Source organism: Flavobacterium pectinovorum (assembly GCF_022802975.1).
In the GTDB taxonomy this organism is placed as follows: Bacteria; Bacteroidota; Bacteroidia; order Flavobacteriales; family Flavobacteriaceae; genus Flavobacterium; species Flavobacterium pectinovorum_B.
The window spans coordinates 324,183-341,580 of sequence record NZ_JAFEVZ010000003.1 but is presented as its reverse complement, the minus strand read 5'-3'; the positions used below and the strand labels follow the sequence as shown (position 1 = coordinate 341,580).

Annotated in this window: 8 protein-coding genes; 6 read left to right on the top strand and 2 right to left on the bottom strand. The window is 37.0% G+C overall.

Annotated features, from left to right (window positions below; genetic code table 11):
- The first annotated feature begins 2 nt into the window (after positions 1-2).
- The 4 genes from panD (at position 3) to FLV_RS06320 (ending at position 5,022) form a co-directional block, all read left to right on the top strand.
- The gene (panD, locus tag FLV_RS06335; protein ID WP_031456621.1) at positions 3-353 is read left to right on the top strand and encodes an aspartate 1-decarboxylase; all 351 of its coding nucleotides are present in this window, start codon (positions 3-5) and stop codon (positions 351-353) included.
- Positions 354-520: 167 nt separating this feature from the next.
- Positions 521-1,678 carry an alpha/beta hydrolase gene (locus FLV_RS06330; protein WP_243231989.1) on the top strand — a complete coding sequence of 386 codons (1,158 nt, stop codon included), beginning with the start codon at positions 521-523 and terminating at the stop codon, positions 1,676-1,678.
- The gene (radA, locus tag FLV_RS06325; protein WP_243231986.1) at positions 1,678-3,039 is read left to right on the top strand and encodes a DNA repair protein RadA; all 1,362 of its coding nucleotides are present in this window, start codon (positions 1,678-1,680) and stop codon (positions 3,037-3,039) included. The genes FLV_RS06330 and radA overlap by 1 nt, the downstream gene beginning before the upstream one ends.
- Before the next feature lie 18 nt (positions 3,040-3,057).
- Entirely contained in the window at positions 3,058-5,022 is a 1,965-nt protein-coding gene (locus tag FLV_RS06320) for a transglycosylase domain-containing protein (protein WP_243231984.1), read from the top strand.
- Between the two features lie 56 nt (positions 5,023-5,078).
- Here the strand turns inward: FLV_RS06320 and FLV_RS06315 are convergent, their stop codons facing one another.
- Entirely contained in the window at positions 5,079-6,116 is a 1,038-nt protein-coding gene (locus tag FLV_RS06315; RefSeq protein ID WP_243231982.1) for an aldo/keto reductase, read from the bottom strand.
- Positions 6,117-6,707: 591 nt separating this feature from the next.
- Between FLV_RS06315 and FLV_RS06310 the strand changes: the two genes are divergently transcribed.
- Positions 6,708-12,770, top strand: a complete 6,063-nt coding sequence (locus FLV_RS06310) for a T9SS sorting signal type C domain-containing protein (RefSeq protein ID WP_243231977.1) — start codon at positions 6,708-6,710, stop codon at positions 12,768-12,770.
- Positions 12,771-13,057: 287 nt separating this feature from the next.
- Here FLV_RS06310 and FLV_RS06305 read toward each other — a convergent pair whose 3' ends face one another.
- Entirely contained in the window at positions 13,058-13,516 is a 459-nt protein-coding gene (locus FLV_RS06305) for a regulatory protein RecX (protein ID WP_243231976.1), read from the bottom strand.
- A gap of 313 nt (positions 13,517-13,829) precedes the next feature.
- Here FLV_RS06305 and FLV_RS06300 point away from each other — a divergent pair, with 313 nt between their 5' ends.
- Positions 13,830-17,372: a T9SS sorting signal type C domain-containing protein gene (locus FLV_RS06300; RefSeq protein ID WP_243231975.1), complete on the top strand. Its 3,543-nt coding sequence runs from the start codon at positions 13,830-13,832 to the stop codon at positions 17,370-17,372.
- Positions 17,373-17,398: the final 26 nt, after the last annotated feature.

The window sequence follows — 17,398 nt, the reverse complement described above, 5'->3', positions numbered from 1 at the left end:
ACATGCAAATTCAAGTTATAAAATCAAAAATTCATCGTGTTAAAGTAACCGGAGCTGATTTAAATTATATTGGCAGTATCACGATCGATGAAACTTTACTGGACGCTTCAAATATTATTGAAGGCGAAAAAGTATCTATTGTAAATATCAATAACGGAGAACGTTTTGAAACTTATGCTATTAAAGGTGAGAGGAATTCAGGAGAAATCACGCTGAATGGTCCCGCAGCCAGAAAAGTTCAAAAAGACGATATCATTATTATCATTTCTTATGCAACGCTGGAATTTGAAGAAGCAAAAACCTTCAAACCGTGGATTGTTTTCCCTAATGAAAATGATAATTCGCTAACTTAATTTTTTCTTTGTTTTAATTTTCTTCATTATTTGTCAAATTTATTTTGCACAAACGAGATTTCTTTTGTCTTAAATTTCTTTGATTTTTAAAAGCGCTCCTTAACAAAAAAGCAAATAAAGTATTATATTGGCTCCTTAATTTTAATACTTTTTAATTTTCCCCAATCATGAAAAAAGTTTATTTGTTTTTTGTTTTATTATTCTCTTTTACTGTTTTTTCACAAAAAAAATTCGACACTCTTAAATCCGAAAAACTTGGTGAAGACAGAAGAATAACTATTGGACTTCCGGCTTCTTATGAAACCAGCCCGTCTAAAAAATATCCGGTTTTGTATTTGCTTGATGGCGATTATTTATTTGATCCTTTTTCAGGAGCTTTAAGTTATGGTGTTTATTGGGATGATTTGCCGGAAATGATTATTATCGGAATTCATCAGAACCATGATGGAGAACGTTATGACGATTCTACTATCGATCAAAATCAAGGAGTGCCTTTTGAAAAAGGAGCAGAATTTTTCGAATTTATTGGTGCTGAATTGGTTCCTTATATTGAAAAACAATATCGTACAGCTCCTTTTAAAATTATTGCAGGACATGATATCACGGCCAGTTTTATAAATTTCTTTTTATACAAAGATATTCCTCTTTTTAACGGATATATTTGTTTAAGTCCTGAGCTGGCACCAAAAATGGAAATTCGTATTCCGGAAAAATTTGCTAAAGTAAAAGAACCATTTTTTTATTATTTGTCTGCGGCAGATGGTGATATTAATAAAATAAAAGAACCTGTAGAAAAGCTGGCCAGCAATATTAAAATTGCAAATAATCCTTTGGTAAACCTTAAATATGATGTGTTTAAAAATTCAACGCATTATTCAGAAGTTTTATATTCGATTCCGAATGCTTTGTATCATATTTTTGAAGTTTACAAACCAATTAATTCTGCCGAATTCAAAGATAAAATCGCTGTCCTTCAATCGGGTTATGCAGATTATTTAGAAAATAAGTATAATACCATGTCAACGGTTTTAGGGGTTGATATTCAGGTTAGGATAAATGATTTTAAAGTTATTGAAAACCTTATTCTGAAAAACAATGCCTACGATGAATTAGAAAAGATGGCTCAGATTGCCAATGTTGATTATCCACTGGCGATGTTGGGAGAATATGAATTAGGTTTGATGTATGAAAAAAGAGGAGACCCGAAAAGAGCATCAAAAAGATATCAAAATGCGTCACAAATGCAGCCAATTGGTGAGTTGACAAAAGATATGATGTATGAGAAAATTGATGAAATGAATACGCTTGCAAAAAAAACAAAATAATGTCTAAAGTTAAAACTTCCTTCTTTTGCCAAAATTGCGGAACTCAATATGCCAAATGGCAAGGGCAGTGCAATGCCTGTAAAGAATGGAATACGATTGCCGAAGAAATTATTCAGAAGCAGGAAAAAGTGGCCTGGAAAAGCGAACCTACTCCAACGGGTAAAGCACCGCGGCCATTAAAAATTAATGAAATTGATTCGGCTCAGGAAATTCGAATGGATACTACTGATGGAGAATTGAACCGTGTTTTGGGTGGCGGAATTGTTCCCGGATCTTTAACACTTTTAGGAGGTGAACCCGGCATTGGTAAAAGTACCCTTTTGCTGCAGATTTCATTAAAATTACCTTATAAAACCTTATATGTTTCGGGTGAAGAAAGTCAGAAACAAATAAAAATGCGTGCCGAAAGAATCACGCCGGACAGCGACAATTGTTACATTCTAACGGAAACCAAAACACAAAACATTTTCAAGCAAATTGAAGCCATTCAGCCTGAAATTGTAATAATCGATTCGATTCAGACTTTGCATACCGATTATATTGAATCAACTGCAGGGAGTATTTCTCAGATTAGGGAAACTACCGCTGAACTGATAAAATTTGCTAAAGAAACCAATATTCCGGTTATCTTAATTGGACATATTACCAAAGATGGAAACATCGCAGGGCCGAAAATCCTCGAGCACATGGTCGATACCGTTTTGCAGTTTGAAGGCGACCGAAACCATGTTTACCGAATTTTACGTTCTTTAAAAAACCGTTTTGGTTCAACTGCAGAACTTGGAATTTATGAAATGTTAGGAAGCGGGTTGCGGGAAGTAAGCAATCCATCCGAAATATTGATTTCGCACAAAGATGAAGAAATGTCAGGAACTGCGATTGCCACCACTATGGAAGGCATGCGTCCGTTAATGATAGAAATACAATCATTAGTAAGCACAGCGGTTTACGGAACACCGCAACGAAGTACCACAGGTTATAATGCCAAAAGACTCAACATGATTCTGGCGGTTTTAGAAAAAAGAGCCGGATTTCGTTTAGGTGCAAAAGACGTTTTTCTGAATGTTACCGGTGGAATTTCTGTATATGATCCGGCGATTGACTTAGCTGTTGTAGCCGCAATTTTATCATCGAACGAAGATATTCCGGTTACAAAAGGTTTTTGTTTTGCGGGAGAAGTTGGTCTTTCAGGAGAAATTCGTCCCGTAAATCGTGTAGATCAGCGTATTCAGGAAGCTGAAAAATTAGGTTTCAATACTATCTTTGTGTCAAAATATAATAAAATTGCCTTAAAAAATACAGGAATCAAAATTGAACTCGTGGCGAAAATTGAAGATGTGGCGAGTATTCTGTTTGGTTGATTTTTATAAAACTTACTTATGAATTTTCCTAAACAAAAAATATTCAAAGCGATTAAAATACTTGCTGTAGTATTCATTTTGATCTGCATCGCACTTTACTCTTTTCGGAACTCGCTTTTAAAACAGGCTATTGCAAAAGTAACCCACAAAATGGCGGTGGATTACAATAGTGATTTCTCAATAAAAGAAGCTTCTTTTGATGGTCTTTCAGGGATTAAATTAACGGATATTGTTTTGGTCCCAAAAAACGCCGACACTCTTTTCAATATTAAAAAAATAGAAACTACTATTAGTCTGAGTAATCTGCTGATTGGTGATGTCCAGCTTGGAACTTTAAAAATCAATGACGGCTATATTCAACTGGTTAAAAAAGGGAAAATCAGGAATTTTGATGCTTTTTTGAAAAAGGATGATACTGAGGAAAAATCAAATGAAAAACGAAAATATGCTGATTATGCCTATCGTATTATTTCTAAATTACTGAATCTGGTTCCGACCGATATGAAACTGGAAAACCTGAATTTTAGGATTGATGACAATGGCAAAAAAGCTTCTATTGCCATTAATAAGCTGGTTTTAGACAACAAACAGCTTACAACGAATTTGCATGTTCAAAGCAAGAATTTTGATCAGCGATGGAATATAAAAGGTTTTGCCGATCCAAGGAATAAAAAGGCTGATATTCGATTTTTTAATCTCGATACGGGAGCAATTAAAGTTCCATATTTGGATGAGCGTTATAACTTAAAAGCAAGTTTTGATTCGATTCGTTTAAACGTTGCCAATATTGATAAAGACGGAAGCGAATTACATATCGACGGTTATACTTCTATTTCCAATTTAAAAATCAATCACCCCAAGATTGCCAGCAAAGACGTTGTAATAAAAAATGCACGATTTGATTATCGCTTTTTATTAGGCGCTGATTTTATTTCGATTGACAGCACTTCAACGATGCAGCTGAACAAAATAAAAGTGAAACCGTATGTTTCGTATAATACGGAATCGGATACGGTTTATACTTTGAAAGTTGATATTCCAAAAATGAAGGCGCAGGATTTTATAGTTTCATTGCCTGACGGATTGTTTACCCATTTTCAGGGAATGGAAGCGACCGGAAATTTTGATTATAAACTGGATTTTAAATTTAATAAAAACAAGCCCAATACATTGGTTTTTGACAGTAAACTGAATAAGGAAAACCTGAGAATTACCAAATACGGAGAAGCCAATCTTAATAAACTTAACGGCGAATTTGTGTATCGTGCCATTATTCAGAACGTACAGCAACGTCCGGTTTTGGTGGGAAATGCTAATCCGAACTACACACCTCTCGATCAGATTTCGCCTTATTTGAGAAAATGCGTTTTAACAACTGAAGATCCGTCTTTCTTTTCGCATCGCGGATTTATCAATGAAGCTTTTAAACAGTCCATTCTAAAAAATATCCGAACCAAAAAATTTTCACGTGGTGCCAGTACCATCAGCATGCAATTGATCAAAAACGTCTTTTTGACTCGTGAAAAGACACTTTCGCGAAAGCTGGAAGAAATTTTATTGGTTTATATTCTGGAAAATAACCGAATTGCAAGCAAAGAAAGAATGCTGGAAGTGTATTTTAACATTATTGAATGGGGACCAAATGTATATGGAATTGGAGAAGCAAGTCATTTTTATTTCCAGAAAAGCCCTTCAGATTTAAGTGTTGATGAATGTTTGTATCTGGCTACGATTATTCCGAAGCCTCGAAAATTCATGTATCAGTTCAATGATGAAGGAAACCTGAAAGATTACGCATTACAGAATCAAAAATTCTTAAAAAACTTAATGTTCCGCAGAGGTCTTTTAGTTCCTGAAGATACGCTTGGGCAATTACCGGTTTACATTTCCGGAAATGCACGTTCTTTAATTCGTATTAAAGTGCCTGATTCTACTGCGGTTCCGGTTGATTCTTTATCTATAAGTGATGAGTTTGATTTATAATAAAAATCCCGATAACTTTGAAGTTGTCGGGATTCTGTTTTTTGTAGAATTCAAATTTAAGGAGCCGGGTCCGGAATAATTGTCTGAACTTTTTCAATTTCGGATAAGATTTCCTTTGAAAGTGTGATGTCGATTGTGGCAATATTTTCTTTTAATTGCTCCATTGTGGTAGCTCCAATAATAGCACTGGTTACGAAGGGCTGCTGTAATACAAAACCCAGAGCCAGTTCGGTTAAAGTCAGGCCGTGTTTTTGGGCAATTTCCTGATACAAACGGGTTGCCTGTCTGCTTTCGTCACTATTATAGCGTTTGTATTGCGGAAAAAGATTGATTCTGGCATTAGGAAGCGGCTCTCCGGTTAAAAATTTACCGGTTAATACTCCAAAAGCCAGAGGCGAATAAGCCAGTAATCCCACATTTTCATGAATAGAAACTTCTGAAGAACCTACTTCAAAAAGACGGTTTAGTAAATTATACGGATTTTGAACCGTTTTGATTCTTGGTAAATTTTGGTATTTGCTTTCTTCAAGAAAACGCATCATTCCCCACGCATTTTCGTTTGAAACGCCAAGATGTTTTATTTTGCCTTCCTTAATCAAGCCGTCAAAAGTTTCAAGGACTTCCCTGAAATTATCTTCCCAGGCATCTTCATAACCATTAAAAGCCCTTTGTCCAAAATTATTCGTTTTGCGTTCCGGCCAATGTAACTGATACAAATCAATGTAATCTGTCTGCAGACGTTTTAAACTGTTTTCTAAAGCATATTTGACACTCGCAGGCGAGAAATCGCCCTTTTCGCGCATGTAAGTAAAATTCGGATTTGGTCCAGCAATTTTTGAAGCCAAAATTACCTTATCGCGGTTCCCGGTTTTTTTGAACCAGGTTCCAATAATTTTCTCTGTGCTTCCATAGGTTTCTTCGCGGGCAGGAACCGAATACATTTCGGCAGTATCAAAAAAGTTCACGCCTTTTTCAAGTGCATAATCCATTTGCTGGTGACCATCTGTTTCTGAGTTTTGTTCGCCAAAAGTCATAGTGCCCAGGCAGATTTTGCTCACTTTTAGATCTGTATTTGGGAGGGTAGTGTATTTCATTGTGCTTTTAGTTTCTAGGATGCTGTGTTTTTAAGGTTGTAAATTTTCAGCTGATTACTATAAAAAACCAAAGATACAAAGGTGTTTTTCAAAAGGAAAAGGTTGAGAAGTTAAAAAAAACTAAAGCTTTTATCTAAAAAGTTTGAAGTGTCTTTTGAATAAATATAGCTTTTTTTGGCTCTTTTTTTACAAAAACAGGCTAAGTGGTTAAAAGTTAGCTGTTTTGATTTATAAATTGTAGTATTATACTTATTTTAAAGAATTAAAAACTCCTTTTTTATTGTAAGTAAAAACTTCGTAAAATTAATTTTTTAATTCCAAAAGAGGTCGCTCATCGGCTAATAATGTCTTTCATCTAAAAGGTCTGAAAATTCATAAAAAACCTGATTTTACACAGTAATTTTGGTACATATTTCAAGGGTAAAATAGCTAAAAAAAATAAAACCCCGAAGCGTGTTTTTACGTAGGTAGAAATAGATGCAAAATCTAAAAAAGAAAAACAGATTTTGATGTTTTTAAAATTCAAGAGTAATATCAAAATACTCAAAAAATTAGTTTTTAAAATATTCTTTTAAATTAATAATATTTATTATGAAAAAAACTTTACTTAGATCCAGGGTTTTGACAACCGTTCTATTTTTTACAGTTTTTTTGTTTGGAAGCACAGTTTTTGGACAAACTACAGGAGATTATCGTTCTTTAGGTAATGGGCCTTGGACTAATACTGGAAGCTGGCAATACTATAACGGCACAAGTTGGGTTGGAGCATCAACTTATCCTGGGCAGAATGCGGGTACTGGTGCTGTTTTAATTCAGGCAAATCATACAATAAGTATTGGAACAGCTGGTATTACTACTCAAACGATGGGTACAGTTACGATTAGTGGTAAATTAACTTTGACCGGAATAGGTACTAATCAAGGTACTGTTTTTTCGATAAGTACTAGTAAATTGGTTGTTACTCCTGGATTATCACCTACCGCAACAATTCTTTTTGAACAGAAAGCTTCTTTGGTTTTGAATTCAAATGCTGAATTACAAGTGAGCACAGGTGGATTGACTACAGTTAATGGTTGTGATGCTAATCAAGAGATTAAGATTGGCTCAACAAAAATTTCTTCCTGTACTGGGAATCCTAAATTTTCAGATACAATGGCTAGTGGCGGGTATAATGCTAATTGTACTACTTTTAGTTTGACAGGGGTAACTGTAGGGGCTAATCAATGTGTAACTTCTGCTACAGCTTTAATAACAGTTAATAGTACACCAGCGGGATTGCCAGTTGGGAATTATACTGTAACATATTTTCGAAATGATCCATGGGCTATAAATTTAACAGCAAGTATGACGGTTACTACTGCAGGGACAGGAACATTCACTGCTACAGGTTTAACTAATCCTGGTAACCCTGGAACTACTATATCCGTAACAAATTTAGCTTCTGGATCATGTAGTAATGCGATTAACTCTAATAATGTGTCAAACAGCTTTACAATGATCTCGCCTGTTAAACCACAGATTACCAGAGTTTATTCTGATTATCCAGTTTGTACTACTTCAGTTGTTCAATGGAATAATGACAGTCATATAAATAACTATTTTTTAGATGTAGCAACATCTAGTACTTTTACAGGAGCTTATGTTCCAGGATACCAATATTTAAATGTCGGTAATGTTATTGAATATCGTGTTACGGGATTAACACCAGGTACTCAGTATTTTTATAGAATTCGTAGTAATAATAAAGGATGTGGAGATGGACAATATTCAGATGTGCAATCTTTTACTACAATTGGGATTGCTAACCCCATATCGGTTTCAGGTAATGTTAACCAGTGTCCTGGAACAACAGGTCAAGTCTATAGTACTACCGCAGTTGCAGGAGCAGATTATTATAATTGGACATTACCTTCGGGTTGGTCAATAACTGGAGGCGGGAATACAAATTCTATTACTGTAACAATCGGTTCAGGAAGTGGTAATGTTTCGGTTGAAGCTGTATCCAATGCTCCAGGAGGTTGTCATAGTGCTTTTAAATCTTTAGCGGTTACAGTTGGGGCTAGTTTTACAACTTTTCCATCATCTCCAGTTTGTTCTAATACAGATGTTACTTATACAACACAATCAGGAAAAACTGGTTATAGTTGGGTGATTCCGGGAACATTAGGAAGTGATTATACCATTACGAGTGGTGGTGTTAGTACTAATTCCGTTACTTTAAAATGGTTAACAGCAGGATCTAAAACTGTTACTGTAAATTATTCTGGGGGTTGTTCAGGAGTAGGCGCAACGAATACAGTTACAGTTAGATCAGCTTTTACTGCAGGAACTATAAGTAATACTGGAGAGACAATTTGTAGTAATACAATTCCAGCAGCAACTATAGGTAGCACTACGGCTGCAAGTGGAGGTGATAATAGTATTACTTATCAATGGCAATACAGTACAGATAATACTTTTGCGACTGGTGTAACAACGGTTAGTAATAATACAGCAACTTACAAACCTACGCAAACTTTAACGCAAACTACTTATTATAGACGTCAGGCCAAAGATGCGACTTGTAATACGACTTTTACTAATTCTACTAATATTTGGGCAGTTACAGTTACTGCCGGTACGCTTTCAACTGCTCCAACAGGAATATCTGGAACTACTGCTATTTGTAATGGAGGATCAACTACACTTACAGTAACAGGGGGGACATTAGGAACAGGAGCAACAGTACAATGGTTTACAGTTTCTTGTGGAGGTACATCGGCAGGGACTGGAAATAGTATAACGGTTTCGCCAACAACTAATACCACTTATTATGTGAGATATAGTGGTTGTAATACGACTGCTTGTGCATCTCAATTAGTAACGGTAAACACTTTACCAACAGCACCATCAGCATCTGCACAAAGTTTTTGCGGAAGTGCTACAGTTGCTTCATTGGTAGCTAGTGCGCCTCCAGGAAGTGTTGTAGATTGGTATGCAGCCACATCAGGAGGAACTGCTTTATCATCAGGGGCAGCCTTATCATCGACAACTTATTATGCTGAATCCAGAAACATTACTACAGGCTGTGTAAGTTCGTCAAGAACTCCGGTTGCAGTAACTATAAATCCTAATTTACCAGCAAGTGTTACTATAGCAGTTTCTCCAACAGGAGCGATATGTTCAGGAACTTCGGTAACTTTTACCGCTACACCTACAAATCCGGGAAATGCACCTACGTATCAATGGAGAGTTAATGGAAGTAATGTAGGAACAAATTCTTCTGTTTCAACCTTTACAACTACAGCTTTAGCCAATAATGATATTGTTACCGTTGTGATGACATCAAACGCAAGTCCGTGTTTGACAGGAAGTCCTGCTACATCAAATTCAGTCACGATGACAGTAAATCCGCTTCCGGGGACTCCAACAGCATCTCCACAAAGTTTTTGCGGGAGTGCGACAGTTGCTTCATTGGTAGCTAGTGCGCCTTCAGGAAGTGTTGTAGATTGGTATGCCACTTTAACAGGAGGTAGTGCTCTTGCTTCAAGTACGGCACTTTCTTCGACAACTTATTATGCGCAATCCAGAAACACTACAGGCTGTGTAAGTTCGTCAAGAACTTCGGTTGCAGTAACGGTAAACACTTTACCAACAGCACCATCAGCATCTGCACAAAGTTTTTGCGGAAGTGCTACAGTTGCTTCATTGGTAGCTAGTGCATCAGGAAATGTTGTAGATTGGTATGCAGCCACATCAGGAGGAACTGCTTTATCATCAGGGGCAGTCTTATCATCGACAACTTATTATGCTGAATCCAGAAACATTACTACAGGCTGTGTAAGTTCGTCAAGAACTCCGGTTGCAGTAACTATAAATCCTAATTTACCAGCAAGTGTTACTATAGCAGTTTCTCCAACAGGAGCGATATGTTCAGGAACTTCGGTAACTTTTACCGCTACACCTACAAATCCGGGAAATGCACCTACGTATCAATGGAGAGTTAATGGAAGTAATGTAGGAACAAATTCTTCTGTTTCAACCTTTACAACTACAACTTTAGTGAATAATGATGTTGTTACCGTTGTGATGACATCAAACGCAAGTCCTTGTTTGACAGGAAGTCCTGCTACATCAAATTCAGTGACGATGACAGTAAATCCGCTTCCGGGGACTCCAACAATTGCTGCTGGGGCAAATGCTACCTGTTCTAGTTTTGTTGCCAATTGGACTGCAGCTGCTAATGCAACAGGGTATTATTTAGACGTATCGAGAGTTGATAATTTTTCGGCTATCCTTCCTGCGTATGATAATTTGAATATTGGACTTGTAAGTTCTTATACTGTTACAGGATTAGACAAGAAAACGACTTATTATTATCGATTAAGAGCCTATAACAGTTGTGGAACAAGTGTAAATTCTGGTTATGTTCAAATAAAAACACTCGATGTTCCTAAAGCTACAATAGGTGGAACAACAAATGTTTGTAAAAACGCAGCTTCGCCTACTATTACTTTCTCAAATTCTGGAGATAATCCAATAACAGTTACTTATAATATTAACGGAGGTTCAGATTTAACAATAGATGTGGGTGCAAATAATACAGCAACAGTTAGTGTTCCAACAGGAACCCCTGGAACATTTAAGTATAATTTGGTTAGTGCTGTTTATCAGACAATAACAGGTTGTGTTACTAGTTTGTCAGGTTCTGCAACTGTAACAGTATATGATTATTTACCAACACCCACAGTTGGTACAATAACAAATATTAGCTGTACAACGACTACAGGAAGTGTTGTTTTAGAAGGTTTGCCGAGTGGAAATTGGACCATTAATCAAACAGGGCATGCTGCAACAACTTATGGTGGTAGTACATCAACCAGAACAATCACAGGTTTGGCAGCGGGTAATTATACCTTTATCGTAACCAATACCAACGGATGTCCTTCCGGGGCAGCTACAGTAACTATTTCAGATAATTTTACTACCTGGAAGAATGGATCCTGGACTAATGGTACTCCTAACGGAACGCAAAGTGTTAGAATTTCATCGCCTACCTATACTTTTGCCGCAGATTTATCTGCCTGTTCATTAATAATTGACAGCGGTGTTGTAGCAACAGTAACATCCGGTATTACCTTAACGATTACAAATGAAGTAACGGTTAATGGTTCTTTAACATTTGAAAACAACGCCAGTTTAATTCAGGATATTAATACTACTGTAAATAGTAACTCGGGACCTATTACCTATAAGCGTACTTCTCAGGCAATGAAGAATTATGATTTTACGTATTGGTCATCTCCGGTTGAGGGGCAAACCTTATATAATTTATCACCTAATACGCTTTGGGATAAGTATTTGTCTTTTACGGGCGATGTCTGGAAAGAAGAGTTGGGCGCCAGTGTGATGCAGCCGGGAATTGGTTATATCATTCGTGTGCCTAAACCAAACACGAGATATCCAAATAATAAAGATTATTGGACTACCGCTAGTTATGTTCAGCAACTCGAATTTATCGGAAAACCTAATAATGGAGACATTACCAGCAGCCAGTATTTTGAGAAAGGTAAATTTTATCTGATTGGTAATCCGTATCCATCGGCTATGTGGGCTGATGCTTTTTTAAAAGGGAATGCTCATAATGATGGTATTTTAGGAGGAACAATTTATTTCTGGACCCATAATACAGCCATTAAGATGGTGAATTCTAAATTGTCTTATGTATCAGATGATTATGCGAGTTACAACCTTACAGGAGGTGTTGCATCTGCTCCAAGTGACCCAAATCATAACGCTGACGTAAATAATGATGGAATTCCAGACGGAGTTGATAACGGTAAAAAACCAACAGGTTATATAGGAGCAGGACAATCGTTTTTTACCAGTGCAGAAGAGGGTTCAGGTTATGTTGAATTTACCAACAGGATGCGTTATGGCGGAACCTATAATTCGCAATTTTTTAAACCTGCAAAAACATCAAAATCGGCAGGATTTGAGAAAAACCGTTTGTGGTTAAATCTAACCAATACAGGAGGTGCTTTTAAACAAACGCTGATTGGTTACGTTGAAGGTGCTACAAACAATTATGACAGAAGTTTTGACGGACTGACTTTTGATGGTAACAGTTATATTGATTTTTATAGTGTTAATGGTGCTGACAACCTGACTATTCAGGCACGTGCTTTGCCATTTAATGATGCCGATTTGGTGCCTTTGGGTTATCGTTCGACCATTGCCGGAGATTTTACCATTGCAATTGACGAGGCCGATGGAAAATTAGCGACTCAGAGAGTTTACCTTGAAGACAAGCAAACCGGTACTATAACCGAATTGACAGCCAAAAACCATACTTTTACCACAAAGGCAGGAACCTTTAATAACCGATTTGTATTGCGTTATACTAATAAAACATTAGGTACCGGAGATTTTGAAACGACTGAGAATGCCGTTTCGGTTATGATTCAAAAGAAAACCATTACGGTAAATTCGACAGTAGAAAACATTGACAAAGTGTTTATTTATGATCTTTCAGGAAAACATTTGTACACGAAAGATAAGGTAAACAATCTTGAATTGATTATTGAGAATCTGCCATTTGCACAACAGGTTTTACTGGTAAAAGTTGTTTTGGACAATGGATACGAAACAACCAGAAAAGTAATTTTTAAATAAAACACCAAAACCATAATTCAAAAATCCGATAGCGAAAGTTATCGGATTTTTTTTTGAACTAAAGTAGGTCATGAAAATCTGAATTCGATTATTAGACCAATAAAAAAGGCTTAACCCGTTGGGTGAAATTAAAAATGAGTGTCATCCTGAGCGGAGTCGAAGGCTTTTGAAAACGAAAGGGCTTCGGCTAAATTTATCCTGAGCAAAGCCGAATGGACTCAGCCTGATACATATTTTAATTTCACCCAAGGGGTTCTGAGATAAAAAATGTTATGGTAAAGCTCTTATTACGATAATTCCAGTTCCTTGACTTTATCATAAACTAAATTGCTTTCATAACCTCTTCTCAGCATATAATTACAAAATTTCTTTCTTTTTTTTAAAGGATTCCGTTCTGTTGAATTTTCCCAGCACCTTTGGGAAAGCAGATCAAATGTTGTCTCGTATTCATCGGGTGTGATTTCTTTTAAAGCCAGATTAATGTTTGCTGTCGAAATGTGTCTGATATTGAGTTCATTTACAATTCTGATTTTTCCCCAATGTTTAATTCGATGTTTGCCTCGGGCAAAGCTGCAGGCAAAACGGGTTTCGTTTAAAAAATTATCTTCAATGAGTTTGACAATAATAATGTCTATTTCGTCCGGTGACATTTTTAAGGAGTATAATTTTGTCACTACTTCATCATGACAACGTTCCTGATAGGCACAAAAATGTTCGAGTTTTTGTAGTGCTTCTTTGATGGTCATAATTCGGTTTACGTAAAAATAAATGTTTGTATTAAGACAAATGTAAAATTTAAAAAAGGATTGTAATTATGGAATTGGTAAATAAAACACTAAAAAATAACAAGATTAATGCAAAATATGTTTTTATTTTCTTACATTTGAAATACTACTTTTTTAAACGCCTTAACTTCAGTTGTTTAGTATAATATAATTTTTTGAGAAAAAGTGCTTACTTCAGACAAATCTCAATACTCTGACAGCTTTCATTTTTTCAATACCACTCATAAATCTTACGAAGAATTAATTGATTTTTTAATCTTTAAACTCTGTTATTATGAGACTAAAATTACTATTTCTGCTGTTTTTTGTTTTTTCTTCTATTTGGGCTCAGCCACCTCATACCTTTACGACTTTGGGCAGTGGTACATTTAAAGTTCCCGCAGGTGTAACCTCGTTAAATGTCGAATGCTGGGGAGGAGGTGGTGCCGGTGGTGGTGTTCATACAACATCCGTGCTTTCTCTTTTTGGCGGTGGCGGTGGCGGTGGCGGTGCGTATAGCAAATCTGCGACATTAGTAGTTACTCCTGCTACAGTGTTGGATTATACAGTTGGACGTGGTGGAGTTGGAGCCAACGGTGGTGATGGACCAGATGGTGAAAACACATTTTTTTCAACAGTAGTGGCAAATGGAGGAAAAGGAGGTAAAAACGGAAACTCGGCAAATGGTGCCGGAGGAGTCGGAGGGACTTCATCCGGTATTGGGAGTTTTGCCGGCGGAAAAGGGTTAGCCGGAGGTATTGTAGGTACATTATTACCATTGTTGTCTTCTGGCGGAGGCGGAAGTAGTGCCGGGCCAGGTTCAGGTACAGGTGTTAATGGTAATGATGCTTTTGCAACTCTTTTGGTTATTGAAGGCGGGGCTGCAGTAACCGGGGGTGGAAAAGGAGGTAATGGAATGACTGTAGGCTTAGCTGCCGGGGGAAATTCCGGGAACGCGCCGGGAGGTGGAGGTGGAGGAGCATTAGGACTGTTGAGTAATAACTTAAAAGGCGGTAACGGAGGTAACGGTCAGATAAAAGTTAATTATACTTGTCCTACTTATGCACTTACTTCGCCAGTTACAGCAGATGACGTTTGTACAGTTATAGGAACAACTACATCAGTTAGGCTAACAGGTGGAGCATCTTTACCAAATGGACATTATATAGTAACCTATGATCGAAGTAGTCCCAATGCTGTGGGATTAACAGCTACAATGTCAGTTACCGGAGGAACCGGAACAGCAACTTTTACAGCAGTTGGGTTAAGCGTTGCGGGTTCAAGTACAATAACAGTTACCAATCTTACCTCAGAATCTTGTACTAATGTTATAAGTACAAATAGAACTGTAACCGTTAATGTCTACTCTGCAAGTGTTCCGGGTACAATAAATACACCTGCTGCAATTTGTAGCGGAGGCACAAGTGCTTCATTGACTTTGACAGGACATACCGGGACAATTTTAGGTTGGGAGTATGCAGTAAGTCCATTTTCTTCCTGGACTGCAGTTTCTAACACTACAACAGATCTTTCGCCTGGTGTTTTGACTCAAACGACGCAGTTTCGAGCAAATGTAAAAAACGGTGCTTGTAGTCAGGCAACTGCGACGACAACTGTAACGGTAAATCCTTTACCCACCATTGCAACAAGCGGAACACTTAATAATATTTGTTTTAGCACAGGAATCCAAACGGCCACTTTGCCATATACAGCTACAACAAATACCCCTGTAAGTTATAGTATTGATTGGGATGGTACTGCAAATCTTGCCGGATTAACAGATCAGGGAACTACTTTGTTTGCTTTTTCTTCAGGTCTTGGAAATTTAAATACCATTTCCATACCTGCAGGTGTAGCTGCAAATACTTATACGGGTACAATGACTATCTCGAGTGTCAATTGTTCGGTAACCCGGGCAATACAACTAACGATTGTTCCTAAACCTACTGCGCCAATACCCGGAACCGTGACAGAACCCTTATGTGTCACACCAACAGGAAGTGTAACTCTAAGCGGATTACCAGCCTCAGTTACATGGACAATACATCAGTCAGGTACAGCATCTGCAACTTATTCTGATACAGGTACCTCTTATCCAATTACGAATCTTGCTCCGGGAAATTACACTTTTACAGTTGAATATACAGGAAGTTGTACATCAGCTTCTTCTGCAAATGTTGTTGTTAATAGTCTTGTTACCAATACCTATAATGTTGTTGGAGGCTGGTCACACGGAACTCCTACGATTAATCAAAATTTAATCTTTCAGTCAAATTATACTTCAACAGGTGAAGGATTAGGAGATATAAGCGGCTGTTCCTGTTTGGTAAGTCTCGGAATTGATGTTGTCATAAATAGTGATGATACATTAACCATTCAAAATGCAGTTGTAAATAATGGAGGAACATTAACTTTTAAAAATAATGCCAGTCTGGTACAAAATAATGACGGTGCCATCAATTCAGGTAATATTATTTACAAAAGAACTTCAACCCCAATGAAAAACTACGATTTTACCTATTGGTCCTCGCCGGTAACGGGACAGACCTTAGTTGGATTATCGCCTAATACACTTTGGGACAAATATCTTTCTTATACCGGGACAGTCTGGCGTGAAGAACTTGGTGCCTCGGTTATGGAGCGGGGAATTGGATATATTATCAGAACCCCAAAAGGAGGTACATGGCCTAATGGAGAGGTTGTAGAATTTCCTTATTCGCAGAAAGTGGAATTTATTGGAGTTCCTAATAATGGAAATATTGATGGGCAATCGATAACAGCCGGGAATTTTTATTTGATTGGTAATCCGTACCCTTCTGCCCTTAGTGCTGATGCTTTTTTGTATGATAATTCTAATAACAACCCAATTTTAGACGGTACAATTTATTTCTGGACTCATAATACTCCTATAAAAATGATAGGAGGGCAGAATGCATATTCTTCGAGTGATTATGCAAGTTACAATGGAGTTGGAGGAACTTCTACTTTAGCTGCTGCTTCCGGCGGAACGATACCATCAGGTAATATTGCTTCTGGTCAGTCTTTCTTTGCGTTAGCCAGTGGAGACGGAAGAGTTATGTTTAATAACGAAATGAGAGTTCACGGAGAAAATGATCGTTTTTATAAACCTGCAAAAACAGCAAAGTCAAATTTGTTGGAAAAACATCGTATATGGCTTAATATGACTAATACGGGTGGTGCTTTTAAACAATTATTAATTGGGTACATCGAAGGAGCGACCAATGACTATGATAGTGATTTTGACGGAATATCTTTTGATGGAAATGCTTACATCGATTTTTACAGCATTAATCAGGGCAGCAACCTTGTTATCCAGGGACGCGCACTCCCTTTTAATGATGCTGACACAGTGCCTTTAGGTTATCGTACCATTATAGCAGGAAATTTTACAATTTCGATAGATCAAGCAGACGGTATGCTTAGTAATCAGGCTGTTTATCTTGAAGATAAACTAACTCAGACAATTCATGATTTAACTCAAAATGATTATACTTTCACTACTGCAAAAGGAGTTTTTAACAGCAGATTCGTATTGCGTTATACTGATAAAACATTAGCTGTTGATGAGTTTGAGCAGGATAATAATGTTGTAGCCTGGATGGATAACAGAAGTTTGAGACTTAAATCTTCTGTAGAAAATATTACTAAAGTGTTTATTCATGATATTTCAGGAAAGTTAGTTTATAGTGATGCTGAAATTTTATCTTCAGAAGTAAGTATCAGTAATCTCAAATTTAAAAACGAGGTTTTATTAGTCAAAATAGTTTTAGCAAACAATCATGTAATAACTAAAAAGATTGTAACGACTTCAAGATAGTACAGGAATCATACGCTCGAAACGGT

What these genes read in the sequence shown, in the direction of transcription:
- FLV_RS06320 (WP_243231984.1), top strand. Translation starts at nt 3,058, where the DNA reads ATGAATTTTCCTAAACAAAAAATATTCAAAGCGATTAAAATACTTGCT.
- radA (WP_243231986.1), top strand. Translation starts at nt 1,678, where the DNA reads ATGTCTAAAGTTAAAACTTCCTTCTTTTGCCAAAATTGCGGAACTCAA.
- FLV_RS06315 (WP_243231982.1), bottom strand. Translation starts at nt 6,116, where the DNA reads ATGAAATACACTACCCTCCCAAATACAGATCTAAAAGTGAGCAAAATC.
- panD (WP_031456621.1), top strand. Translation starts at nt 3, where the DNA reads ATGCAAATTCAAGTTATAAAATCAAAAATTCATCGTGTTAAAGTAACC.
- FLV_RS06330 (WP_243231989.1), top strand. Translation starts at nt 521, where the DNA reads ATGAAAAAAGTTTATTTGTTTTTTGTTTTATTATTCTCTTTTACTGTT.
- FLV_RS06310 (WP_243231977.1), top strand. Translation starts at nt 6,708, where the DNA reads ATGAAAAAAACTTTACTTAGATCCAGGGTTTTGACAACCGTTCTATTT.
- FLV_RS06300 (WP_243231975.1), top strand. Translation starts at nt 13,830, where the DNA reads ATGAGACTAAAATTACTATTTCTGCTGTTTTTTGTTTTTTCTTCTATT.
- FLV_RS06305 (WP_243231976.1), bottom strand. Translation starts at nt 13,516, where the DNA reads ATGACCATCAAAGAAGCACTACAAAAACTCGAACATTTTTGTGCCTAT.